Annotated in this window: 23 protein-coding genes and 12 tRNA genes; 2 read left to right on the top strand and 33 right to left on the bottom strand. The window is 42.7% G+C overall.

Annotated features, from left to right (window positions below; translation table 11 throughout):
* Positions 1–210: 210 nt before the first annotated feature.
* From B1K71_RS02355 to B1K71_RS02290, 14 genes are all read right to left on the bottom strand, one after another.
* Positions 211–284, bottom strand: a tRNA-Ile gene (locus B1K71_RS02355).
* 9 nt (positions 285–293) lie between these two features.
* A tRNA-Gly gene (locus tag B1K71_RS02350) sits at positions 294–367 on the bottom strand.
* Positions 368–419: 52 nt separating this feature from the next.
* Positions 420–496, bottom strand: a tRNA-Pro gene (locus B1K71_RS02345).
* A 4-nt stretch (positions 497–500) separates the two neighbouring features.
* A tRNA-Arg gene (locus B1K71_RS02340) sits at positions 501–577 on the bottom strand.
* 64 nt (positions 578–641) lie between these two features.
* Positions 642–724: transfer RNA gene (locus B1K71_RS02335), tRNA-Leu, on the bottom strand.
* Positions 725–802: 78 nt separating this feature from the next.
* Positions 803–886: transfer RNA gene (locus tag B1K71_RS02330), tRNA-Leu, on the bottom strand.
* Between the two features lie 6 nt (positions 887–892).
* Positions 893–968 (bottom strand) — tRNA-Lys (locus tag B1K71_RS02325).
* 154 nt (positions 969–1,122) lie between these two features.
* Positions 1,123–1,197 (bottom strand) — tRNA-Gln (locus tag B1K71_RS02320).
* A gap of 4 nt (positions 1,198–1,201) precedes the next feature.
* Positions 1,202–1,278, bottom strand: a tRNA-Asp gene (locus B1K71_RS02315).
* A 22-nt stretch (positions 1,279–1,300) separates the two neighbouring features.
* Positions 1,301–1,372 (bottom strand) — tRNA-Glu (locus tag B1K71_RS02310).
* Positions 1,373–1,378: 6 nt separating this feature from the next.
* Positions 1,379–1,469 (bottom strand) — tRNA-Ser (locus B1K71_RS02305).
* A gap of 3 nt (positions 1,470–1,472) precedes the next feature.
* A tRNA-Asn gene (locus B1K71_RS02300) sits at positions 1,473–1,547 on the bottom strand.
* Positions 1,548–1,937: 390 nt separating this feature from the next.
* On the bottom strand, positions 1,938–3,557 hold the full coding sequence (locus tag B1K71_RS02295; RefSeq protein ID WP_077324399.1) for an APC family permease: 1,620 nt from the start codon (positions 3,555–3,557) through the stop codon (positions 1,938–1,940).
* A gap of 124 nt (positions 3,558–3,681) precedes the next feature.
* Entirely contained in the window at positions 3,682–4,137 is a 456-nt protein-coding gene (locus B1K71_RS02290; protein WP_077324398.1) for a SprT family protein, read from the bottom strand.
* 184 nt (positions 4,138–4,321) lie between these two features.
* On the opposite strand from B1K71_RS02290, the gene B1K71_RS02285 reads away from it, so the two are divergent.
* On the top strand, positions 4,322–5,791 hold the full coding sequence (locus tag B1K71_RS02285) for a catalase (protein WP_077324397.1): 1,470 nt from the start codon (positions 4,322–4,324) through the stop codon (positions 5,789–5,791).
* Between the two features lie 66 nt (positions 5,792–5,857).
* Here B1K71_RS02285 and B1K71_RS02280 read toward each other — a convergent pair whose 3' ends face one another.
* The 15 genes from B1K71_RS02280 to acpS form a co-directional block, all read right to left on the bottom strand.
* The gene (locus B1K71_RS02280; RefSeq protein ID WP_077324396.1) at positions 5,858–8,014 is read right to left on the bottom strand and encodes a Tex family protein; all 2,157 of its coding nucleotides are present in this window, start codon (positions 8,012–8,014) and stop codon (positions 5,858–5,860) included.
* Positions 8,015–8,094: 80 nt separating this feature from the next.
* Complete coding sequence (locus tag B1K71_RS02275) at positions 8,095–8,691, bottom strand: SpoIIE family protein phosphatase (protein ID WP_077324395.1); 597 nt, start codon at positions 8,689–8,691, stop codon at positions 8,095–8,097.
* Positions 8,688–9,479 (bottom strand): RNA polymerase sigma factor SigB, encoded by a 792-nt coding sequence (sigB, locus tag B1K71_RS02270; RefSeq protein WP_077324394.1) that lies wholly within the window; start codon positions 9,477–9,479, stop codon positions 8,688–8,690. Before sigB ends, B1K71_RS02275 begins: the two co-directional genes overlap by 4 nt.
* A complete protein-coding gene (rsbW, locus tag B1K71_RS02265; protein WP_077324393.1) occupies positions 9,451–9,927 on the bottom strand; it encodes an anti-sigma B factor RsbW in 477 nt (158 codons plus the stop codon). Before rsbW ends, sigB begins: the two co-directional genes overlap by 29 nt.
* Complete coding sequence (locus B1K71_RS02260) at positions 9,927–10,259, bottom strand: STAS domain-containing protein (RefSeq protein WP_077324392.1); 333 nt, start codon at positions 10,257–10,259, stop codon at positions 9,927–9,929. Before B1K71_RS02260 ends, rsbW begins: the two co-directional genes overlap by 1 nt.
* 77 nt (positions 10,260–10,336) lie before the next feature.
* A complete protein-coding gene (locus tag B1K71_RS02255; protein WP_077324391.1) occupies positions 10,337–11,347 on the bottom strand; it encodes a PP2C family protein-serine/threonine phosphatase in 1,011 nt (336 codons plus the stop codon).
* 80 nt (positions 11,348–11,427) lie between these two features.
* Entirely contained in the window at positions 11,428–11,829 is a 402-nt protein-coding gene (locus tag B1K71_RS02250; protein WP_077324390.1) for an anti-sigma regulatory factor, read from the bottom strand.
* 2 nt (positions 11,830–11,831) lie between these two features.
* A complete protein-coding gene (locus tag B1K71_RS02245) occupies positions 11,832–12,188 on the bottom strand; it encodes an STAS domain-containing protein (protein ID WP_077324606.1) in 357 nt (118 codons plus the stop codon).
* Positions 12,189–12,193: 5 nt separating this feature from the next.
* Positions 12,194–13,063 carry an RsbT co-antagonist protein RsbRA gene (locus B1K71_RS02240; protein ID WP_077324389.1) on the bottom strand — a complete coding sequence of 290 codons (870 nt, stop codon included), beginning with the start codon at positions 13,061–13,063 and terminating at the stop codon, positions 12,194–12,196.
* Between the two features lie 196 nt (positions 13,064–13,259).
* Positions 13,260–13,619 carry a type II toxin-antitoxin system PemK/MazF family toxin gene (locus tag B1K71_RS02235; RefSeq protein WP_077324388.1) on the bottom strand — a complete coding sequence of 120 codons (360 nt, stop codon included), beginning with the start codon at positions 13,617–13,619 and terminating at the stop codon, positions 13,260–13,262.
* Positions 13,620–13,623: 4 nt separating this feature from the next.
* Positions 13,624–13,911 (bottom strand): CopG family ribbon-helix-helix protein, encoded by a 288-nt coding sequence (locus B1K71_RS02230; protein ID WP_077324387.1) that lies wholly within the window; start codon positions 13,909–13,911, stop codon positions 13,624–13,626.
* Positions 13,912–14,183: 272 nt separating this feature from the next.
* Positions 14,184–15,308, bottom strand: coding sequence for an alanine racemase (gene alr, locus B1K71_RS02225; protein WP_077324605.1), 1,125 nt, complete (start codon positions 15,306–15,308; stop codon positions 14,184–14,186).
* Positions 15,309–15,416: 108 nt separating this feature from the next.
* Entirely contained in the window at positions 15,417–16,433 is a 1,017-nt protein-coding gene (locus tag B1K71_RS02220; RefSeq protein WP_077324386.1) for a LolA family protein, read from the bottom strand.
* Positions 16,434–16,505: 72 nt separating this feature from the next.
* Positions 16,506–18,029, bottom strand: a complete 1,524-nt coding sequence (locus B1K71_RS02215; protein WP_077324385.1) for a bifunctional ADP-dependent NAD(P)H-hydrate dehydratase/NAD(P)H-hydrate epimerase — start codon at positions 18,027–18,029, stop codon at positions 16,506–16,508.
* 69 nt (positions 18,030–18,098) lie between these two features.
* Positions 18,099–18,461, bottom strand: a complete 363-nt coding sequence (gene acpS / locus B1K71_RS02210) for a holo-ACP synthase (RefSeq protein ID WP_077324384.1) — start codon at positions 18,459–18,461, stop codon at positions 18,099–18,101.
* A gap of 138 nt (positions 18,462–18,599) precedes the next feature.
* On the opposite strand from acpS, the gene B1K71_RS02205 reads away from it, so the two are divergent.
* Positions 18,600–19,358, top strand: a complete 759-nt coding sequence (locus tag B1K71_RS02205) for a rhomboid family intramembrane serine protease (RefSeq protein ID WP_077324383.1) — start codon at positions 18,600–18,602, stop codon at positions 19,356–19,358.
* Between the two features lie 50 nt (positions 19,359–19,408).
* On the opposite strand, the gene B1K71_RS02200 is transcribed toward B1K71_RS02205, so the two are convergent.
* From B1K71_RS02200 to B1K71_RS02190, 4 genes are all read right to left on the bottom strand, one after another.
* Positions 19,409–20,833, bottom strand: coding sequence for a PH domain-containing protein (locus B1K71_RS02200; RefSeq protein WP_077324604.1), 1,425 nt, complete (start codon positions 20,831–20,833; stop codon positions 19,409–19,411).
* The gene (locus B1K71_RS02195; RefSeq protein WP_175631803.1) at positions 20,826–21,305 is read right to left on the bottom strand and encodes a PH domain-containing protein; all 480 of its coding nucleotides are present in this window, start codon (positions 21,303–21,305) and stop codon (positions 20,826–20,828) included. The genes B1K71_RS02200 and B1K71_RS02195 overlap by 8 nt, the downstream gene beginning before the upstream one ends.
* Before the next feature lie 143 nt (positions 21,306–21,448).
* Positions 21,449–21,613 (bottom strand): hypothetical protein, encoded by a 165-nt coding sequence (locus tag B1K71_RS19770; protein WP_175631802.1) that lies wholly within the window; start codon positions 21,611–21,613, stop codon positions 21,449–21,451.
* A 37-nt stretch (positions 21,614–21,650) separates the two neighbouring features.
* Positions 21,651–23,135: a DEAD/DEAH box helicase gene (locus B1K71_RS02190; RefSeq protein WP_077324381.1), complete on the bottom strand. Its 1,485-nt coding sequence runs from the start codon at positions 23,133–23,135 to the stop codon at positions 21,651–21,653.
* Positions 23,136–23,251: the final 116 nt, after the last annotated feature.

Raw genomic sequence — 23,251 nt, 5'->3', positions numbered from 1 at the left:
CACCTCTGTACGATAAGTCAACATCGATTCACTACGTTCATCGTGTTTCCTTTATCTCCTGCGGTAGGATTGATCAGTTAACACCGCCGCTTTACGCGGCAACATTGATCCACCCTGCATGGCAGGGCGCAGTCCGTGCGTCGCTAACCGAGCGCTTACGCTTTTTAACTTGACATACTGGTTGTTTTGTTCAGTTTTCAAGGAGCAAAATGGGCCTGAGTGGACTCGAACCACCGACCTCACGCTTATCAGGCGTGCGCTCTAACCAGCTGAGCTACAGGCCCAAGAAATTTTGGAGCGGGTGATGGGAATCGAACCCACATCATCAGCTTGGAAGGCTGAGGTTTTACCACTAAACTACACCCGCATTAAATCGAAATGTATAAATACTATTCTATTAAACAGCCCACTGAGATCGATGGTCGGGAAGACAGGATTTGAACCTGCGACCCCATGGTCCCAAACCATGTGCTCTACCAAGCTGAGCTACTTCCCGTAGATGGCGCGCCCGAGAGGAGTCGAACCCCTAACCTTCTGATCCGTAGTCAGACGCTCTATCCAATTGAGCTACGGGCGCTTAAAAGCGACATTTTCTAATATAACATATATCAACATCATTTGCAAGGAATTAATTTATTTTATGCGGCCGAGAGGACTTGAACCTCCACGGGGTCGCCCCCACTAGGCCCTCAACCTAGCGCGTCTGCCATTCCGCCACGACCGCGTATTCAAAATCAATCACTTCTCGATCGGATAAATTGCAAAAATAAAATGCCATGCATGTTGTCACAGCAATTTAAAATGCGGGTGAAGGGAGTCGAACCCCCACGTCTGTTAAGACACTAGATCCTGGGTCTAGCGCGTCTGCCAATTCCGCCACACCCGCGGAAAATGGTGAGCCATGAAGGATTCGAACCTTCGACCCTCTGATTAAAAGTCAGATGCTCTGCCGGCTGAGCTAATGGCTCAAGTTATGAACACAATAAAATAATATGATATCCACGGTTTCAAGTGGCTTATCCGCGATTTCAATCGGGATATTCACGATTCTAACCTCCATCCACGGTTTTCACCATGTTATCCACGATTCTTGATAACACAACCTGAAAACGGCAATAAGGATGGCTGGGCCACCAGGATTCGAACCTGGGATACACGGGATCAAAACCCGATGCCTTACCGCTTGGCTATGGCCCAATAGTGGCGGTCCGGACGGGACTCGAACCCGCGACCTCCTGCGTGACAGGCAGGCATTCTAACCAGCTGAACTACCGGACCCAACCAATGCATATTAAAATGATGACCCGTACGGGATTCGAACCCGTGTTACCGCCGTGAAAGGGCGGTGTCTTAACCACTTGACCAACGGGCCATGAAATGGCGGAGAAGGAGGGATTTGAACCCTCGCGCCGCTTACACGGCCTACACCCTTAGCAGGGGCGCCTCTTCAGCCACTTGAGTACTTCTCCGTATGGCTCCACAGGCAGGAATCGAACCTGCGACCGATCGGTTAACAGCCGATTGCTCTACCGCTGAGCTACTGTGGAATAATCAAAAATGTTTATCAATGTAATCAGTACCATGTGCTGTATGTAAGAAATATTATCCAAAACGATATTACAAACACACTATGTCACATATGTCTAATCGTACCATTCTTTAAGTAAAAAATACATACCCTTTTGCTTCAGAAAGCAAAAACTGATTGAGAACCAATTAATTGCGACGAGAAATATCGTACAATATATCGCAAATAATGTCAATAAGTTTAAATAAAATTTTTAAACTGACTGTAAAAATTGCCTGCAGCAATTCACGACCTATTATATTTAAACACGGTGTAAGACCTTCGTCAATGCTTTTTCTTCAAATTATATTTTTCCACAACATTCAAAAAAGAGGGAAGCCCATAAAGGCTCCCCCCTTCCAATAGATATCTAGTCATTCCGATTCTGTTTCTGATAATCTGTTTCCTCGGTGTCGCTTGTCTCAATACGCGGCTCCTTGAGGGCTGCCCTAACACCCCAATAATAGAATACAAGAGCACCCAAAGAGGTTACGAATGTGTCCCATGGGGCAGCAATTAAATGATCTTTCATTGGACCGTAACTTCCTATATAGGACATCACCATTAAATATAAATAGTAAAGAATCAGCCACCAGCCGGCCTGAAAGTGGCTTTGAACAACCTCTTTCGTAAATGATTTATTTTGTATAGCGAAAATCAAATATAAAACAAGTGAGACAATAATGATAGGAATCAAGAAGGAAATTACCTTCCATTGACTCCAATAAACCACCAGTGTCGCCGCAATAAAGGCGAGTGGTGTCAGGATATTTGCTGCTTTCAAATAAAATGGCCGGTGCATATCGGGTTTCTTGTAACGCAATGCCATCAGGGAAACAGGACCAACCACGAAAGTCAGTGCTTTAGCTGATGTACTGGCATCCACCAAATCTTCCCAAGCCTGGAATCTGGAAGGCGTCATCCATACAATCGCAAGAATCATGGTCAACCATAGCGCTGCCCTTGGAAGACCTGTTTTTGAATCAACCTTTTGAAAGATCTTGAAGAAATATCCATTTTTCGCCCAGGCAAATAATGACCTGGCTGTTGCAGAAAAATAAATATTTCCGGTTGCGGATGGTGAAATAACCGCGTCAATCAAAACGAGATTTGCCAGCCATACAAGTCCGAGTGCCGCAGCCAAGTCAGCCCATGGGGAATCAAAATGCAATTGATTCCAGCCGCCTTTATCAGCCAGCATTTCCGGTGGTACGGCTCCGATATATGCAATCTGAAGCAGCATATAAATAATCAGGCCGATAACTACCGAGATGAGAATCGATACCGGAATACCGCGTTCCGGTTTTTTAGCTTCACCAGCGAACTCAATCGGTTGTCTGAATCCATTAAATGCAAAAACGATACCTGCACCGGTTACTGCCGCAAAGATTCCCTTCATTCCCCCGGGATCGGCACCCTTCATTACTTCAAAGTTCGAGATATCCATATTTAAAAATAGCACCGTAATAATCAATAAAGGCACAACAAATTTAAATACGGTCAATATTGTATTCGCTTTCCCAAAAAAGTTAACACTCCAATAATTCAGCAGGAAAAAAATGATGATGAGGCTTATTTGGATAGTGAACCCCATAATTGTCGGTGTCCCGTCAGCATGGCCCAATCCATCAAACCAATATTCCAAATAACCCCTAACGGCTTGTGCTTCAATACTGATAACTGCTGAATATGCCAGCATCGAAATAAATCCGATTAAAAAACCAACTACCGATCCGTGCGTAAAATCGGGATAACGGACAAAGCCGCCAGCAACCGGCATAGCTGCACCAAGTTCAGAATACACCATCCCGATTAATATAATGATTGCTGCACCAAGAATCCACGAAATCCATGAATATGGCCCTGCAAATCCAGCAGCTGTTGCTGCCGCATACAACCATCCGGATCCGATAATTGATCCAATCCCAAGAAAAGTTAAATCCAGTGTACTCAGTTTTCGTTTGAATTTTCCATTGTTGTTTTGAGTCATAATCTACCTCTTCTTTGTGTGAATAGTCTGTTAAAATATCGAAAATTAAATTAACGGAATCATCGTACCAATATTTTTTTTTAGATGTCAACTATTTTTGGAAGCGGTTGCAGAATAAGGCTTATTATTCTTTCATTCGAAGTCTCCCGTGGCACCTCCCACAGCGATATTTCTTCACGTCAATCCGTCTGACACGTTTATAGGTTTGTGCGCATTTTTCACATTTGTAAATATATTTCCTGTTTTTTTCAGTTGAAGGAAGCGGTTTGCAATGTCTCGGGGAACCAGTCTTTTTCAAAAGGCTTTTAAATTCCGGATCACCATGTTTATAGCCTTTCCCTTCTATATGCAGATGATAATGACATAATTCATGTTTAATAATGCCTTCCACTTCTTCTTCACCCATTTCAACGGCATACTTTGGGTTTAATTCTATTAAGCGTTTTGCAGGGATATATCTGCCGCCTGTCGTACGAAGTCGATGATTATACGTTACTTTGTCATTATACGGTTTATTAAAAAATGCAATCGAAATAGCATGAACAAGCTGATGCAATTCCTGTTCTTCCAACAATTTCATAATCTTTCATCCTCAATTATCATTAATTATTAGCATGTTATCACAGATTGTATACCTAACGAAAAACCCTTACTTATTTATACTTATTTTAATTAAATATTGATTTTTATTAATTGATTTTTACAAGATTTATATTATAATAGAACATGTACAAAATGTTTCTAAGAGGAGAGGTGTTCAGGTAGTGAGTAACGAAAAGAAAAGATTAACTACTGCTTCTGGTGCTCCTGTTGGTGATAATCAGAATACAATCACTGCAGGCGAAAGAGGCCCGGCTTTAATCCAAGATGTTCACTTTTTGGAAAAAATGGCTCATTTTGACAGAGAACGTGTACCGGAACGTGTTGTGCACGCAAAAGGCGCTGGCGCACACGGCGTTTTTGAGGTCACAAATGATGAAATTTCAAAATATACAAAAGCTGACTTTTTAAATGAAAAAGGGAAACAGACACCAATGTTTATCCGGTTCTCAACTGTTGCCGGTGAATTGGGCTCTGCAGACACAGTTCGTGACCCGCGCGGTTTTGCCGTTAAGTTCTATACACAGGAAGGCAACTATGACCTGGTCGGTAACAATACACCGATTTTCTTTATTCGCGATGCTATTAAATTCCCGGATTTCATTCATACACAGAAACGCAATCCAAAAACTAATTTGAAAGATAAAAACGCAGTCTGGGATTTTTGGTCACACTCGCCTGAATCATTGCATCAGATTACTTATTTACATGGGGATCGCGGCATTCCTGCTACACTCCGTCACATGAACGGATATGGAAGCCACACGTACAAATGGGTGAACAAAGACGGTGAACCGGTATGGGTTAAATACCACTTCATCTCTGATCAGGGTGTTAAAGGTCTGGATGTGGATCTTGCTGACAAACTGGCCGGTGAAAACCCTGATTATCATACAGAAGACTTGCATAATGCAATTGATCAAGGTGACTATCCGTCATGGACACTTTATGTACAGGTTATGCCTTATGAGGAAGCAAAAGACTACAAGTGGGATCCATTTGATGTAACAAAAACTTGGTCACATAAGGATTATCCGCTTATTGAAGTAGGTAAAATGACACTTAACCGAAATCCGGAAAACTATTTTGCTGAAGTAGAACAAGCAGCTCTTTCACCAGCTAACCTGGTACCGGGAATTGAAGCTTCTCCGGATAAAATGCTGCAAGGCCGTCTGTTCAGTTATTCGGACACACAGCGTTATCGTATTGGTACAAACCATCAGCAGCTGCCAATTAACCGTCCGATTAACAATGCCAACACATCAAACTATCAATTTGATGGTCAAATGCGTTACGATAATGGCAGCCGCAGTGTGAATTATGAACCAAACCGTTATGATACGGAGCCGAAAGAGGATCCGAATTCAAAAATCAATCCATTTGAAGTATACGGTAATGCAGACAGTGTTGCTTATTCACAAAAAGACCATTACACACAACCAGGTGACCTGTATCGTTTAATGAGCACGGACGAAAAAGATCGTCTCGTCCAAAACATTGTTGACCATATGAAACAGGTTGATTATGATGACATTAAATTGCGTCAAATCGAACATTTCTACAAAGCTGATCCGGAATTAGGCGAACGTATTGCGGAAGGATTAGAGCTGAAAGTACCGGAGAACGTTAAATAGTTTTAAAATGTATATAAAAAAAGCTGATGATGATCCTGAAAATGATCTTCATCAGCTTTTTTACTGTTAATTCTCAACCATCGACAATGCAATCCGCCCTTTATCGGCATCAACCTGTTCCACCCAAACAGTTACAACATCACCAACTGACGCAATATCCATCGGGTGTTTAACAAACTTTTTGGCCATTTTGGAAATATGGACAAGCCCGTCCTGTTTAACGCCGATATCAACAAAAACACCAAAATCGACTACATTTCGGACGGTCCCCTGCATTTCCATACCTGATTCCAAATCCTCCATGCTTAATACATTCTGCTTCAGCAATGGTTTCGGCAAATCATCTCGAGGGTCGCGCTCCGGCCGTCCCAATGCACTCATAATATCATCCAAAGTCGGCTCACCGATTTCAAGCTGTGCAGCCATTTCCTTTTTGTCCAGCTGATCAAGTTTCACACGCAGTGCGTCCGAACCAATATCATGAATCTGACAGTCAATGGACTTCAGCAGCTTTTTCACTGGATCATAGCTCTCCGGGTGTATTGGCGTTCTGTCAAGCGGATTTTCGCCATCTGGAATCCGTAAAAATCCAATCCCCTGTTCATATGTTTTTGCACCGAGTCTTGGAATCTTTTTCAGTTGCTTCCGATCTGTAAATTTACCTTCTTCATTTCGCTTGTTCACAATGTTATTGGCGACAGTTTTGCTTAAGCCGGCCACATACTGCAGCAATGATGTTGAAGCCGTATTGACATTTACGCCAACTTGGTTAACTGCTGTTTCAACGACAAATGTCAGTGACGCATTCAATGCTTTTTGACTGACATCATGCTGATATTGTCCGACACCAATCGATTTCGGATCAATTTTAACCAGCTCTGCAAGTGGATCCTGGACCCTTCTGGCAATTGACGCCGCGCTTCGTTCCTCCACCTGCAAATCAGGAAATTCCTCACGGGCAAGCTTGGATGCGGAATAGACACTTGCCCCGGCTTCGTTCACGATAATATATGGAATATCGAGTGTATGCTTCTTAATGACACCTGCAATAAACTGTTCCGTTTCTCGAGAAGCTGTTCCATTCCCAATAGCAATGAGTTCCACACCATATTTTTTAATATAGTTCATAACGGTCTTTTCAGCACCTGCAGTATCATGTTTCGGAGCTGTTGGATATATTACCCCCACCTGATGGACTTTTCCGGTCTCATCCACCACAGCAAGTTTACAACCAGTCCGATAAGCAGGGTCCACACCAAGAACGGTTTTCCCTTTAAGCGGCGGCTGAAGCAGCAGGTTCTTTAGGTTTTTAGCGAAAACATCAATGGCCTGCTCTTCAGCTTTTTCCGATAAACTATTGCGAATTTCCCGCTCGACGGAAGGCTGAACAAGCCGTTTATAACTGTCTTCGATTGCCCCTTCTATAATTTCGGTTGTTTCTTGATTAGACGGATTTGTAATCATTTGTTTTTGCAGGTATTCCTTTACATGATCTGCCGGCGGTTCAATGGAAACTTTCAGCACATCTTCTTTTTCGCCGCGGTTTAACGCAAGCACCCGATGGGAAACCATGGATCGAACCGCTTCACTGTAATCGTAATACATTTCATAAACGCCCTTTTCATCTTTCGCTGCATCTTTCACCTCGGACTGCATCAATCCGCGTTTAAATGTCTGATTACGAATGTATTCGCGGTATTCCGGGTCATCAGATATCCACTCGGCAATAATATCATTAACACCCGCAAGTACGTCTTCAACTGTGTGCAGTTCATGTTCATCTGATAAATACGCCTCAGCTTCTGTACGAACAGCCCGCAGTTCCTGTTCCCATACAAGTACAGCCAGTGGTTCCAGACCCTTCTCCTTCGCTTTGGCTGCCTTTGTCCGGCGTTTTTGTTTGTATGGCCTGTACAAGTCTTCCACGCGCTGGAGCTGTGTGGCCCGGGTAATCTCCTGCTCCAGTTCTTCTGTAAGTTTGCCTTGTTCATCAATCAGACGAATGACCTCTTGCTTGCGTTCAGCAAGATTTACTGCATATTGATATTTATCCTCAATCAGTTTAATTTGAACTTCATCAAGACCACCTGTCATTTCTTTCCGGTATCGTGCAATAAATGGAACGGTATTCCCTTCTTCCATTAATGCGATAACTTTTTTGACAGTGCCCGCGTTCACGTCTGTTTCCTTGGCAACCCAATTTTCAATTTCAGTAGACACCATTTCTTCCTCCTTCTATGTACGACGCTAATTTTACCAAACATGACCCGCAAATGAAAAAGCCAACCGTTCAGGCTGGCCGCTCATTCATCATAACGTATCGCAATTAGTGTTGTATCATCTTTTCTGGCTGCTCCAAAATTATGTTCATAATCAATTATGATTTGCTGGGCATCCTTATTCAGAAAAAGGCTGCTGGACAAATCGGAATCCGCAACACCATCCGAAAACATGATGAAATTCATTTCGGAATCCAGTTTATCCGAAACAACCTTAAAGGGACGATGATATCCGGCAAGATAACCCACATTTGGTATGTTGCGCTTTTTTTTGCCGTTTTTCGGGATCGTTATAACCCCAATGTTCCCAATCGAAGAAAAAGAATAGCGTTTTGACGGAAAATCCAACTTTAATATGCCGATGACGACGCCTCTTTTTCCGGTTAATTGTTCATTGCACCGTTTGATTAATTGTTGGACCGTAGTATGAATATTACTTTTGATAATATCGATGACAATTTGGGAGGATTCCCGGGCAAATTCACCGCTTCCCAAGCCATCTGCAAGCACACACAAAAACTCGTTCTCTGTCTCGGTATAAAAGTAGCTGTCCCCACAGTAATACTGACCTTTCTTTGCTTTCTGAAAAACAGCTACATCAACTTTTTGCGAGGCCGTCAATCAAGAACCTCCGCGCTCTCGGACTGGATTGCTTCCCGTAGTTTACGCAGAGAACGTCGCTGCAGTCTTGAAACGTGCATTTGTGAAATACCAAGTAATTCCCCGGTTTCCTTTTGGCTCATCTGATCAAAATACGTACAGCGCAATATTTGCTGTTCACGCTCAGATAAAACCGGTAATATTTTCTCAAGTAACATTCGCTGGTCAACATTTTCATAGCCTTCTTCACTGTTGCCAACCAGATCAAGGATAGCAACTGTACTTCCATCAGAATCCGCTTCGATCTTTCGGTCTACGGAAAGTGCCTTGTAACTTTTACCCATCTCCATCGTTTCCAGCACTTCTTCTTCAGGTACACCAAGGTGCTCAGCAATCTCGCGAACGGTCGGTGAATCCTGATTTGAAGTGGTCAGTTCTTCGGCAGCTTTCTTAATTTTCGGTCCCAGTTCTTTGATTCTGCGTGGAACATGTACACTCCATGTCTTGTCCCGAATAAAACGCTTAATCTCTCCGATAATGGTAGGAATGGCGAATGATTCGAATGACTTGCCGTACGATGCGTCATATCTTTTGACGGCGGCCAGCAGACCAATCATGCCTACTTGGACAAGATCTTCATGAATCGTACTGTTTTTCGAATATTTTCTGGCAATTGACTCGACTAAATCTTTGTATGCCAGAACAACCTTTTCTTGTATTATTTCATCTGTCGGGTCTTGCTGGAGATGTTCGATCCATTGGTAGACCTCATCTCTGCCCTTATTGTGTGGTTGAGATTTGGTCGTCATCCAAACCCACCTCGGTTTCATTGAGATACTTCGTCATTAATACGATAACACCATAATTATTATTGATTTCAACTTTATCCATTAGCGCATTAATGAGGAAGAGTCCGAACCCGCCTTCACGCAAATCTTCCACCGGCTCGGAATGCGTATACGGGCCGATTCCGCCTTTAATTTCCTTCAGGTTGAAGCTTCCACCATGATCCGCAACCATAACCTCCAGACGATTTTCATACACACCAAACCCGACAGTTATTTCTCCACCATCATCTTCACCATACGCATGGTCTACAGCATTCGTAATTGCTTCAGAAAGCGCAACTTTCAGATCTTCAATGTCTTCATAGGAAAAACCCATTCGATTGGCTATTCCGGAGATACTCAGGCGTACCACACCCACATATTCCGCTTTAGCAGGTACTCTCATCTCGATAAAATCAAACTTTTCCATTATTCATTCCCACCTCTGATTGCGGTATCAATGTCTATAATTTCATCCAAACCAGTGATTTTAAACAACCGTGCAACACGGGACTGCAGATTGACGAGCTTCAGGTGACTGTCTGTCTCTTTTGTTGATTTCAACGCACTAATAAAAACACCGAGTCCTGTGCTGTCCATATAATTTACATCTTCCATATTAACTTCAACGGTTTGCCCGGATTCCTTCGTCAGCGGCAATATCGTACTTTTAAGTCGTGGGGCTGTATATGCATCAATTTCCCCGGTCAAAAGGACTGTCGATTTTGTCTCTTCATTCCTGACATCTATCTTTAGTTCCATCTCCATCCTCCTAAAGCCCAAATAATTTTAAACATTCATTTATAACATTACCTTCTTTTTCCCTAAAATAGGACAACCTAAACTTCCTGCCTTAAAATGATTAATGTGAAATCATCCCGAAGCTGAAAACCCTGCAGCCGTTCAAAATGCTTATATACACCAGTTACCATTTCCTGTGCAGATAAATGGGAATACGATTTAATGGTCTCCAGAATTTCTTCTGTCTCAATAAACCGTTCCCCCTGCCTGCATTCGGTAACGCCATCCGTTAACAAAATTACCATATCACCTTTTTCGATGACACGTTCATACTGCTTGTAGTTGGAATCCGGTGATACACCGAGAACGAGGCCTTTTGTCTCAATTTCTTCAAAAGAATCAGTTGCGGCATTGTAATAAAATCCAGGTTCATGGCCTGCAGAAGAATATAGGAGTTTCTTTTCAGCCGGAAGGTATTGTGCATAAAACATGGTGATAAACATGCTTGGATCAACGTTTCGTTCTACAGCACGGTTCAGGTTTTTCAAAATAGACCTTGGACTCATTGTCTCTTCTGAAAAACTGTCCATTGAATATTTAATCATGGACATGCATAATGCAGCAGGGATACCCTTTCCAATAACATCAGCAAGCGCTATTCCAAGTGACCCGTCTTTCCCTTTGATGAAATGGTGGTAATCGCCATTCATCTGGTGGGCGGGGACACTAACCACCCCGATGTCCAAGTTATCAATGGATGGTTTTGTTGTAGCCAGCAGTGTGTCCTGCATACCGGCTGCTAATGAAATTTCCGATCTGAGTTCCAGCTGCTGTTCTCTTAATGCCTGATAATCCTGTAATGCAAGACCATACGAAATCATTGTCTCCAATAAAAAATTCATCGAATGCCAAATGTGTTCCGGTATGTCAGGGTATAATTCCACCAAAGCCTGATTATGCAAATTAACAATTTCTTCAGGAGGAACACCATTTTTAATAAATGTCTTGCTGATTTGTTCTGCCCCGTAAAGGGACTGCTCATCTAAACTTTGGATATAATGTTTGAGAAATTGCTTATAATTAGCTGCATCCGTATTTAACATATCCATGTAATCGTAGCCCCCATAGCAAATTTAATGGGGAGATATGTTTCGTCTCCCCTTGAATTAATTCCAATGGCTGAATCTGTTTATCTAACCCACTTAATTGCCCTGATTTCGGTACCTTTTCCTTCTTCCGACTTAATGTCGAATTCATCCATTAACCGTTTTACACCAGGCAGCCCTGCACCGAGTCCTCCTGATGTTGAATATCCGTCTTCCATCACCTGACTGATATCCCCTATCCCTGGACCTTTATCTGTGCAAATCATGCACATTCCTTTTTGTTCCAGATTATCAATAACATCAAAACAAACGGTTCCCTTACCGGAATATAAATAAATATTTCGAGCTAATTCGGATATTGCCGTTGCAATCCGCGCCTGGTCAACCGTCCCAAAACCGGTTTTTCTTGCAATATCTCTTCCAAGCTGACGAGCAGCAACAATGTCCCACTCTTTTTTTATCGTAACGCAGGATTGGAGATCCATAATTATTCCCCCAGTTCCTGGTGCAGTTTTATCAATCCTTGTTCCAAATCTAAGGCAGTTGGGACATTATTTAAATGTATGCCCAGATCAATTAACGTCATTGCAACTGCTGGCTGGATCCCGGTTAAAACTACTTTCGCCCCCATTAGATCTGACATAGTAACGACATCACCCAAGACCTTTGCAATAAATGAATCAATCACTTCAACGGATGTTAAGTCAATTACTACTCCTGAAGAACCGCTTTTATGAATTTTATCCAACAGATCTTCCTGGAATTGAATCGCAGTACGATCATCTATTTCTGTCTGTATAGAAATCAATAAATAGTTGTGCAACTTCAAAATAGGTATACGCATCACAATCACTCCCCACCTAAGGAATCAATCATTTCTTCAATTTCACCGTACTTTTTGTCCAGATCAACAACTTGTCTGCCAGTTATTTCCAAAGCCTTCCGGAACCCTTTTTTCAGCGAGCTTTTCGTTGGAAATTTGCCAAGATCGATACCCAAATTAACAATTGTCTGGGCAATCTCAGGACGAATTCCAACCAGAATACATGTCGATCCAATCAAACGTACGGCTTCCGCAGCTTGAATAATATGGTGAGCCACCATTGTATCAACAACAGGAACCCCTGTAATATCAATTAATACAACCTCTGAGTTGTGCTTAATGACACCCTCCAGCAGGTTCTCCATAATTAGCTTTGCCCGCTCCGTGTCAATTGTTCCAATCAGCGGCATTATGGTAATCCAATCCATAACCGGTATCAATGGCGCTGATAATTCCTGAAGCGCAACCCGTTGCAGGGAAACGATGTGCTCCCAGCTCCCAGAGTACTCATTAACAAGCTGACGGATTATCGGTTCAACCCAATTGTCAACACTTTTGATCACGTTTGATATGTATGCTGAATCAACCTGATCAGATTGGCTGAGAATATAGTCAATCGTTACACGACGGAAAACTTGAAGCCCGTCCGTTATATAACTGAGCGGCCAGCCAAGATTAATCAGTTTTTCAGAAAAATCCTCAAGGGACTTGGAATTTCCCTGTTTCTTAATGCTGGAAAAAATAACATTGACAAACTCTCTATTTGTACTCTCAAACAATTCTTCCGAGATACTGGATGTATAATTGTAATCTTTCAACGAGCCAACTTCATCCAGCCACATATGAACAATTGTATCACTATTTTCCATAGCGATTTTTTTAAACTTCTCGTCCATGTTGTACCTCCTGATATTTTAAAAAAGTAATTATAAAATTCGGTATACTGTTATACTACCATTTCCTGTCGAATTTAGCAGGTAATATTATAATTCCTATAAGAATTAAGTATTTATGCTTATTATATCATAATGAAAGATGGTATCGTTTGTCACATGAAAAAATACCCCATCACCTTCTATGGCGGGGTATTTTCTAATGGTCATACATATCTTTCAGACCTAAACTTATTTCCAATGCTTTGTCAATTTTCTCCATCATCGCATTGTCCAGCTTTGTAATTTTGTCGGTTAACCGTTGTTTATCCAACGTACGGATCTGTTCCAGCAATATGACAGAGTTGCGATCAAAACCATACCGTTTTGCATCAATTTCTACATGGGTCGGCAATTTGGCCTTCTGAATCTGTGCAGTAATTGCAGCAACAATAACTGTAGGACTGAACCGGTTTCCTATATCGTTTTGCAGAATCAAAACCGGGCGGATACCTCCCTGTTCGGATCCTACAACGGGTGATAAGTCGGCGAAATATACTTCGCCCCGTTGAACGATCAAAAGCTTACACCCCGATCACAGAGCGTTCTAGGGTGTTTTTTTCGGCCTCTTCTTCTGCCTGAAATGCTTCCGAAGCTATTTTCAGATTAATTCTGGCCATTTCTTCATAACCTTGCTGCATGGATTCGCGAAATTGCTGAATGTGCTCATCTTTTTTATATTCCAAGTAATTTCTTGTGGCTTGACATATGAAGTCACTTAAATCGCTCTGCTCATACTTCATTAATCCATCCACCTCATTTATCAGGTTTTTTGGTAGTCGTACTAAAATTTCCTGTATGCTCTCTGACAAAACCATACACCTCCGCCAACTGTTGAACGAATCACTATTTAATTCTTTTTTTATAATATCATTCTCTGACAAGGTTTGCAAAGGCTTATAGGGAATTTATAAGAATTCCCGGTTTATCTTATACCATCGTTGTCCTTATGCGGCAGAAGTTATATACTATCAAAATCGACTTAGAAAGACAGAAAACCCCAGCACATGCACCCGTTCGTTACGGAAAGCCCCTGTTACCTATGTTTATTTCATTTTGGAAATATTATGCACGCGTCCGCCGATTATTTTCCCGAATAGGTTCTTGGAACACGGCTGCTTATCATACAGGGGATTTCATAGCTGATGGTATCCAAATAGTCCGCAACTTCATCAACCCCAATCATCTCATCCCGCTGCTTTCCTATCAGTGTGACCTTTGTTCCGACTGGATATTCCTTATCAAGCTTAATCATTGTCTGATCCATACAAATCCGTCCGACAATCGGCATGCGCTTTCCATCAATCAGAACATCGATTCCCTGCAATTTGCGGATCCATCCATCCGCATAACCAATCATAATCGTGCCGATCCATTCGTAATCAGACGTTGTATAGGTGGCTCCATAGCTGACAGACTCACCAGGCGCAAGCCTTTTTACATGAATCAACCTGCTGTGCAGGGAAAATGATTGCTTTAAATCAATAATTTGTTCCTTTTTTACGGTTGATGACGGGTACAAGCCATACATTGAAATCCCGAATCGAATATAGTGATGCATTTTTTCCGGATAACGAATGGATGCAGCACTATTGCCGGTGTGAATTGCAACCGGCTCTTCCCACATACCCCGGAATGCTTGCAACAGTTTGTCGAAACGCTCATTCTGCATGATAAAATAATCCTTACCCGATTCATCCGCAGTTGCAAAATGGGTATAGATTCCGGTTAACTTTACGTTGGATGCTTCTTTCAGTTCGTCAACCAGCTGATGCAACTCATCTTCTGTCCGCAAACCAATTCTCCCCATTCCGGTATCCCATTTCATATGAAGGTTCACTGGCCCTGGAAGTGATTCCCGCTTTACCTCCCGCAGCCATTCTTTTTGAAAAAATGTCAGCGTAATATCTTTCTCTGCTGCAACAGCCACATCTTTAGGAGCTACACGTCCAAATACCAGAATCGGCACATCAAATCCGGCTTCCCGTAATGTGATTGCTTCCTCCAGAATGGCGACGGCAAGCATTTGCGCTCCGCTTTTCAAAGCACTTTCTGCAACTTCAACCGCTCCATGTCCGTAAGCATCGGCCTTTACTACTGCAATGACACTGCAGTGCGCCGGTATTCGTTCCCTAATTTGTTTTACATTATATTCTATCGCATCAAGATCCACTTCTGCCCATGTATCACGATAAAGGCTTGGTGTCATGTCAGTACAGCCCCTTTCCTTCTTGCTTCTATACATCCATTTTATATGAACAGCAGCAAAATAAAAAGCAGACCCCCTCTCCTTATGAGTCTGCTTGCCGCATTTCATTTACTTCACTTCTTTACGCTTTACGGATTTGGCGACTTTGATCAATTCTGCTTCGGTCAACTCGTCACTAGCGAGGTAAAAGTTCACCCCATTATTGGTCCATTCAATTGCATTTCCGGATAGTGCCCCGACAGAATGTCCGAGATTTACAATTTCGCCATTCACAAATTGTGGAGAGGTCGTTGTCGGAACAACATCATTCTTTTCTTCAACCAAGGTGAAATTCTTGTCACCTGAAAAGGTCATGATCACCCGTTTTCCGTTCTCCAGCTCGATTTCTTTCTGTTTTGTCAGCTCACTTCCAGCCATATAAAATGGAATGACAACGGAAAATGCATCCGTTTTTCCGTCACCGGATACAGCGGAATCTGATGCTCCTGCTGACATATTTTTCTCCATTTCAAAATCGCCTTTTTTAAATTCTGGACTTGTATTAAATTCGGAGAAAGCGACTTCCACCAGTGGATTTTTATCCTTATCAAGTACTTTTACCATCACTGGTGTATATGTCTTTTTATCAAAATAGATTTTCTGATATGGCAGGTTATTGTTGCTTTGATAATTGGTTTCGGTTTGGAAGATATAGTATTTTTCACCCGCTTTGAAGGTAGCGTCCTTGTCTTTAGCAACATCATTCACCAGCGACTGGAACAAATAAGGCTGACTGCCGTTTTCCGGCCATTCCTTCTGAAACTTAAAACTTTTATTTAGTGCCGGAGACAGTACAAAAACACCTTCCTCATTTTTCAAAATGATTTGACTGCCCTTGTCATCTTTGGCATTTTTCAATGCTACCCGGTAAAAATCCTTTTTCTTATGCCAAACGTCAATCTTGTAGGTCTGTCCTTCCTGCCCCGTATTCATTTTCATCTCAGCTTTAGCCTTATAGCCATTCATTTCCTCAAGCTTGGATTCCAATTTATCCAGTACTTCTTCCTGAGATTTTTCCCCACAGGCAGCCAGTAAAAGAACAAAACCTAAAGCAATCATCATCCTGATAACAATCTGTTTTTTCATGGACATATCTCCCTTGTCTCATTCCACACGCATATGCTGCGTGGTTTAAATTGGACTAGGAGAACAATATTGTCACGTTCCGTCCGTTAATGTACGGTATACTTTTGCAATGCCTTCCACAACATCCGAGGCCATCAAATCATATACAGAATGGGATTGGGCTATCAGAATATCTGCAGCTTTTCCATGTACATAACAGGCATTTCGCAATGCATTATACAAATCATTATGCTGCATTGCCATTGCCAGTATGATTCCTGAAAGCACATCACCGCTGCCGCCCTTTGCCAGTCCCTGATTTCCAGTTGTATTCACAGATTGCCTTCCATCCGGAGCAGTAACAATCGTGTATGTCCCTTTCAGAACGACATATACCCCGTAAGTCTGTGCAAAGGTCTTTGCATAAGAAAATGGCTCCTGCAAAATATCACCAGCAGACACCCCTGTCAGCATTGCCATTTCACCGGGATGCGGTGTTACAACTGTTGGGTTTGTACGGTCTATCAGCAAGTTCAGTTCATTTCTAATATGGAACAGTCCGTCCGCATCCAGGATAAGCGGCCCCTTTACTCTACTCACCGCTTCCTTCACCTGTGATCGGGTGGTTTCATGCCGCCCAAGCCCCATTCCAAGTACAACAGCATCATAATTTTCATATGGAATCGTATTCTCCGTGCTGATATACCCGTTTGTATCACCAAGCTTCAAGTGGGTAGCCTCGATACACTGTGATGCAACTACAGGTATTGCCTGCTTAACTGTCCCGGCTGTTATAAGACCAGCCCCTGCTCTTAATGCTGCCCGAACTGTCATGGAAATCGACCCCGGCATTTCTTCGCTTCCGCCGATTATAAGTCCCCGGCCATGGTCACTTTTATGGGAGTTCTGCCTGCGCTCCGGCATGGTTTGCAGGAATTGACTATGTGTCCACATAGAGCGTGTCAGATCTGTTTGTGCCTCCCCCGGAAACCCAATCGCAACTGTTTCCCATTCCCCATAATAGCCTGTAGTATGTTGCAGAAATGCGCTCATTTTTGGGAAACCGACAATGACAGTGCAATCAGCTTGTACTGAATCGAAAGCTGCTGCACCTTCATCAGCAGGAAGTCCTGATGGAATGTCAACTGAAATAACATAGGCATCACAGTCGTTAATGACTTCCACAATCTCCTTAACTGGCTCACGAAGTTTCCCTTTTGCACCAATCCCGAGAATGGCATCAACAACAATATCGGATTCCTGCAATGCTCCTTCAACTTCGGCTGCATCCTGTGTGATGGAAACAGATCCGCCGCAATTAATGTACAGGTTTTTATGGTAACGTGCATCCCCGGTTATTTTTGCATCCGGAACTACCTGAATAACCGCTGTCTCATACCCCATATTCAGCATTGTCCGGGCAATTACGTAACCATCTCCGCCATTGTTTCCGGAACCTGCAATAACCATGATTAAATCTGTCATTTCTGCTTTGGATTCAATTTTTTCACTGATTGCCCGACCGGCATTTTCCATCAGCAATTTGCCTTCCATTCCGATTTCCTCTGTTGTATACTGGTCAATACCGTACATTTCTTTTGCGGTGACAATATACAAATTGTTCCCTCCTACCCGCACTAAAATATATGAGACAACCATTGCAATTATGCAGAATACACATCGTGCTTATTTTTCCTCAATAACAACTTGTGCAACAGCATAATCCCTGCTGTGCGTAATGGACAAGTGAATGCGGCACTCTTCATATCCCCCGACTTTCATCGATGGTGCACCAAATTCATCTGCTGCGACTTCCATGTCGTGGAAACTCAGTTCGCCAATCCCCCGTCCGCAAGCCTTGGCAAATGCTTCTTTTGCAGCAAATCTGCCGGCGAGAAATTCCGTTTTGCGGTGAGGATTGGTTATCCTATCAAAACCGTTTGCCTGTTCTGTCCCGGTTAAAATCCGGTCAGCAAAACGGTTATTGTTTGCTAATGCTTTCTGAATCCTGTCCAGTTCAATAATATCTATCCCAATGCCTTTGATCAAAGAATCACCTTCTTTACTGGGTAAGTAAAGGTTGTTGCAGTTTACCAGCGTATTTTAGTACGATTATAGTGGTCATACTATTTATGGTATACTATTAGACTTATATATGAAAATTTAATCCATTGGGGGACATTAAATATGTTTGTCCGGACTGAAAGAAGCCTAAAAGAATTTATGCAGTTTTACCCGGTTGTATCAGCACTTGTCATTATCCATCTTGCACTCTGGCTGATTTGTGACTTCCTGCAGCTGCCGTTCGGTGTTCAACTGAAAGCATGGGGGAGTGGAAATAACTTTTTCATCCAGCAGGGGGAATACTGGCGATTGATTACACCCATCTTTTTGCATGCAGGATTAATGCATACAATATTCAATTCATTTGCCCTTGTCCTGTTTGGCCCGGCCCTGGAACAGATGCTTGGGAAATATAAATTTATAGCCGCATACTTGTTTGCTGGTTTTGCAGGAAATCTTGCAACCTTTCTGCTCGGTCCACCGATTTATATTTCCGTTGGTGCTTCCGGTGCAATATATGGATTATTCGGGATTTATATATTTATGGTGGCGTTCCGTAAACATTTGATTGATTACAGCAATGCTCAGATTGTGGTTGTCATTTTTGTTATTGGTGCGGTTATGACATTTATCCAGCCGGGAATTAATATATATGCACATGTTTTCGGGTTTTTAGGCGGCTTCCTGATTGCCCCGCTTGTCTTAACAAATGCCCTGCCATTCTCACCATGGCGAAATAAACGTTTCGGCAAAAATGACGGAGTTCAGTTTGACCCAAACCGCTGGAAAAAACGGAGAATTCCTAAAAAGCTTTATACGTATGCATTCTGGACATTCCTTGCTATTCTTGTTTTATTTGGACTGCTGGGAAGGATCTTTTGATATCAGGGCTAAAAAACACACTGAACGTCTTCGTCCAGTGTGTTTTCCCTTTAACCCCGATAAGAATACCAGTCACTTAATGTATTTGCATCTGATTCTTCCAGTTCTTTTACGGTAAAATGTTTTCCCATTCCCATTTTCCCGATAATCGACAGTTTAACCGTGGCCAGTTTCTGTTTAATATGAATCTTATGCTGTTTTTTCTCAAACGACTGTACACGTTTATGATACATGGTCAGCGTATCCCTGCTGAAAAAACGATAGCGGACAGTCAACCGTTCGCCATCCAGACGGTACCCGCCATCTTTGTGACGAAGAATACCGAGATAAACAGTTGCTGCAAGCACAAGCAGCGGTGCCCATATCAACTGCGGGTAAATCAATGCCGATACAATCGGCGGAATCAGGAACAAGAAAGATGCACGTATCAGATAAAATTTCCGTGCCCTTTTTGGCAGCGGGGTCAAATCGTTGGTTATACCTGCATATTCGGGAAGGAATTTTTGCAGGAATGTTTCCACTTCATCTGCTTTCATAATCGGAAACAGCACAGATGAAAAATCCTCGCCTTTATCCATGGAACCGCCGGCAATCTCGGCATACACAGTGACATATCCGAGCGGCTGCCGAATCAGGCTTTCCTGGATGCCCACTGCCTGAATACGTTTCAATGGAATGGTAAGCTGTTTCTTTTCCAGCAGCCCCCGTGTGATAAACAGTTCATCTTCCATTTTCGTAATTGTAAAATTGCCGTACTTTATCATCGTACCGGCGATCCCAAGCACCCAAAGCAGAAGCAGGGAAAATAACCCCAACACAACGATCAGTATGATACCCAAGCCGATTATCCACTCAAATGTATTGTCATAAAAATCATCCGGAATGAATTGTTCCAGTTCCGAGGATCCAAATGCCGCGATGGCAAGAATGACTCCGATGCTGCCAGACGTTGTTCCCGCTATGAAAAGCCGCTTGAAAGTAATCGTTGATGATGGCCAATCTTCCTCGGCCTCTTCTGCTTCAACGTCACGTTCGAAAGCACTGACCGTTTTCAATTCCTGGCGCAATGCCTCCCCTTCCGACAACTTGACCGCTTTTAATGATGCCTCTGCACCTGTACCGCTCCCGGCTGTTTCAATATTGACCCGTGTCAGTTTAAAAATACGGTGGATTACACTGGACGTCAGATCAATTGACTGAATCCGATTTTTGGAGATATACCGTTTTTTCCGTATGAAGATACCATATTCGATTCTCAGTTCATCATCTTCCACACGATAGGTATACCTGTACCAGGATAAAACACTAAACACAATCAGCAGAATAAGAACAGCAGATGCCCCCAGTACGAAATACAATAATGATGTGTCCTGAAATGTTATAAAGCCTAAAATAATTGCAAATGCAGCCTCTTTAACGACTTTGATAAAATTGAAGAACACTGCCGCCGGATGAAGTCTCTTCTGTTCAGACATCATCTTCATCAACCCTTGCTAAAGCAGAAATCCGGTCCCTTAATTCCGATGCATCCTCTTCAAGCAGAGCCGGGATTTCGTGTGTGGTGGCTGCAGTGGAAATAGTAACACTGGCAAGCTTATATTTTTTCAAGACAGGTCCCTGTTGTGTATCAACATGCTGAACCCGAATCATTGGCACCAGTGTACGTGACACAATCAAAATACCATGCTGAATATAAATCTCCTGTTCAAAAACTTCATACCGCCATCTCCTCCAGCGCAATACTGGCAAAAGAAAAACAAATACATAAGTACAAATGGCACTTACCAGTACTGCTGCCGGGATGACCCAGATTGACCAGTCAAAAATAAAAGTCAATACAGTTGCTGCGATGGTGGCAAGCCATAAAACAGCAACATATATGCCGGCAGTGATTTTCCACGCTTTTATGGCATCTGATGCAATTGTATTAATTGGTGGCTGTCTCAATTGTAGTCCCCCTTCTACTCTCTCTATCATACCTATACGATTATTATATAGTAAATGTTTCGACAAAAACGGACAAAAATAAAATATAATTCGGATGCTGACTATAATCTACGGCAATATAGCAGTTTGCATTTTCGTTTGGTTTAAGCGCTTTTGTTCGGCGGCTGATGCATTTCGTTCGGCGGGTTTCCGCTTTTTTTCGGCGGCTTATGCATTTCGTTCGGCGGGTTTCCGCTTTTGTTCGGCGGCTTATGCATTTCGTTCGGCGGACTCCCACTTTCCTTCAGCGGCTGATCCATATCCTTCATAAAATACAAAAAGCTCCTTGTCATAAGGAGCCTTTACTTAGCTGTTACGTTTATTATTTTTGTGATTTCTGCGCTTTTGAAAGTTTCCTTTGCGGTTGTTGCTGCGGCTGCCTTGCCCGCGACCGCCTTGCCCGCGTTTTCCGTAAAACTTTTTATTGTTGTTTCTACCAGGCTTACCTTTTCCGCCTTGTGCCTTTTTAACACTGATTGGCTGAACGGAAGAAATTCGTACCGGCGTATTTTTGCGTTCTTTCGTCAGCATTTTTAGCGCTGCCGAAATTACCGTTATGGAATCATGTTCCTGAAGCAGTTCGCTTGCTGTTTCCTGATAAGGTTGCAAATCCTCATTATCGATTGTACGAAGAAGCTTGTCCACAGCTGCCTGCTGCTGTCCGCGCTGTGCTTCCTTATTAGTTGGCGGCATAATCCGCTTCATCTTGCTCTTCGTAACCCGCTCGATTATTTTAAGGTGGCCCATTTCTCTTGGTGTAATGAATGAGATAGCTTCACCTGTTTTACCCGCTCGGCCTGTCCGGCCAATCCGGTGCACGTAACTTTCCGGATCCTGCGGAATATCAAAATTATAAACGTGGGTTACACCGGAAATGTCAAGCCCGCGCGCTGCTACATCGGTTGCGACCAGTACTTCGACACGCCCATTTTTAAATTTATTTAAAACCGACATCCGTTTGCCCTGTGTCAGATCACCATGAATACCTTCAGCACGGAATCCTCTGATCTGCAATCCTTCCGCAATCTCATCCACCCGTTTTTTCGTACGGCTGAACACAATCGCAAGTGCCGGGGCATTGATGTCCAAATGATTGGTTAGTGTGTCAAATTTATATTTCTCCGGTACTTCAATGAAATACTGGTTAATATTCTCCACGGTCATTTCTTTCGCTTTTACTTTTACTTCTTTTGGCGAATTCATCAGATTTGTTGCAATATCACGGATTTCTTTCGGCATTGTTGCTGAAAATAGCAATGTCTGCCTGTCTTCCGGGATGTTTTTTAAAATTTCCTTAATATCATCAATGAAACCCATATTCAGCATTTCATCTGCTTCATCCAAAACTGCGGTCTGCACGCCGGCAGTTCGTATTGTCTTCCTTCGCATATGGTCAAGCAGTCTGCCAGGTGTTGCCACAACAATCTGTGGACCATCTTTCAACGAGCGGATCTGCCGCTCCATATGTTGTCCGCCATACACAGGCATTGCCCGAATACCTTTAAACCTGGCAAGCCGATTCAATTCCTCAGCTACCTGAATTGCCAGTTCACGTGTCGGAGCAACCACAAGCCCTTGGATTTTTTTCTCGTTTTTATCGATTTTATCGATCATCGGTATCCCGAATGCTGCAGTTTTCCCTGTACCGGTCTGTGCCTGTCCGATTACATCCTGTCCATCTTGAGCAAATGGTATCGTCTCAGCCTGAATTGGCGTTGCTTCCTCAAAGCCCATCTTTTCCAAAGCCTTCATAATGGGCTGTGAAATATTTAATTCATTAAATGTTGTCACCTTAAAACTCTACTCCTTTTTATTCCAATAAAATTAAATATGAGGCATCACCCAATTCAGGAAGAGGCCTCATCCCTTGAAATCACATACGTAAAATAACAGTCAACCTATCATAA

This window comes from Virgibacillus siamensis, assembly GCF_900162695.1.
GTDB classification, from domain to species: domain Bacteria; phylum Bacillota; class Bacilli; order Bacillales; family Amphibacillaceae; genus Lentibacillus; species Lentibacillus siamensis_A.
Note: the sequence above shows the minus strand (reverse complement) of the source record. Positions and strands in the feature narration are given on the sequence as shown.

Bases quoted from the DNA above. Each gene is read 5' to 3' on its own strand.
- B1K71_RS02295 (WP_077324399.1), bottom strand. From the start codon at position 3,557: ATGACTCAAAACAACAATGGAAAATTCAAACGAAAACTGAGTACACTG.
- B1K71_RS02200 (WP_077324604.1), bottom strand. From the start codon at position 20,833: ATGTCTGAACAGAAGAGACTTCATCCGGCGGCAGTGTTCTTCAATTTT.
- rsbW (WP_077324393.1), bottom strand. From the start codon at position 9,927: ATGGAAAAGTTTGATTTTATCGAGATGAGAGTACCTGCTAAAGCGGAA.
- B1K71_RS19770 (WP_175631802.1), bottom strand. From the start codon at position 21,613: ATGAAGGATATGGATCAGCCGCTGAAGGAAAGTGGGAGTCCGCCGAAC.
- B1K71_RS02240 (WP_077324389.1), bottom strand. From the start codon at position 13,063: ATGGACGAGAAGTTTAAAAAAATCGCTATGGAAAATAGTGATACAATT.
- B1K71_RS02245 (WP_077324606.1), bottom strand. From the start codon at position 12,188: ATGCGTATACCTATTTTGAAGTTGCACAACTATTTATTGATTTCTATA.
- B1K71_RS02280 (WP_077324396.1), bottom strand. From the start codon at position 8,014: ATGGTGTCTACTGAAATTGAAAATTGGGTTGCCAAGGAAACAGACGTG.
- B1K71_RS02255 (WP_077324391.1), bottom strand. From the start codon at position 11,347: ATGGATATGTTAAATACGGATGCAGCTAATTATAAGCAATTTCTCAAA.
- sigB (WP_077324394.1), bottom strand. From the start codon at position 9,479: ATGACGACCAAATCTCAACCACACAATAAGGGCAGAGATGAGGTCTAC.
- B1K71_RS02220 (WP_077324386.1), bottom strand. From the start codon at position 16,433: ATGAAAAAACAGATTGTTATCAGGATGATGATTGCTTTAGGTTTTGTT.
- B1K71_RS02205 (WP_077324383.1), top strand. From the start codon at position 18,600: ATGTTTGTCCGGACTGAAAGAAGCCTAAAAGAATTTATGCAGTTTTAC.
- B1K71_RS02290 (WP_077324398.1), bottom strand. From the start codon at position 4,137: ATGAAATTGTTGGAAGAACAGGAATTGCATCAGCTTGTTCATGCTATT.
- B1K71_RS02250 (WP_077324390.1), bottom strand. From the start codon at position 11,829: ATGGATCTCCAATCCTGCGTTACGATAAAAAAAGAGTGGGACATTGTT.
- B1K71_RS02260 (WP_077324392.1), bottom strand. From the start codon at position 10,259: ATGGAACTAAAGATAGATGTCAGGAATGAAGAGACAAAATCGACAGTC.
- alr (WP_077324605.1), bottom strand. From the start codon at position 15,308: ATGACACCAAGCCTTTATCGTGATACATGGGCAGAAGTGGATCTTGAT.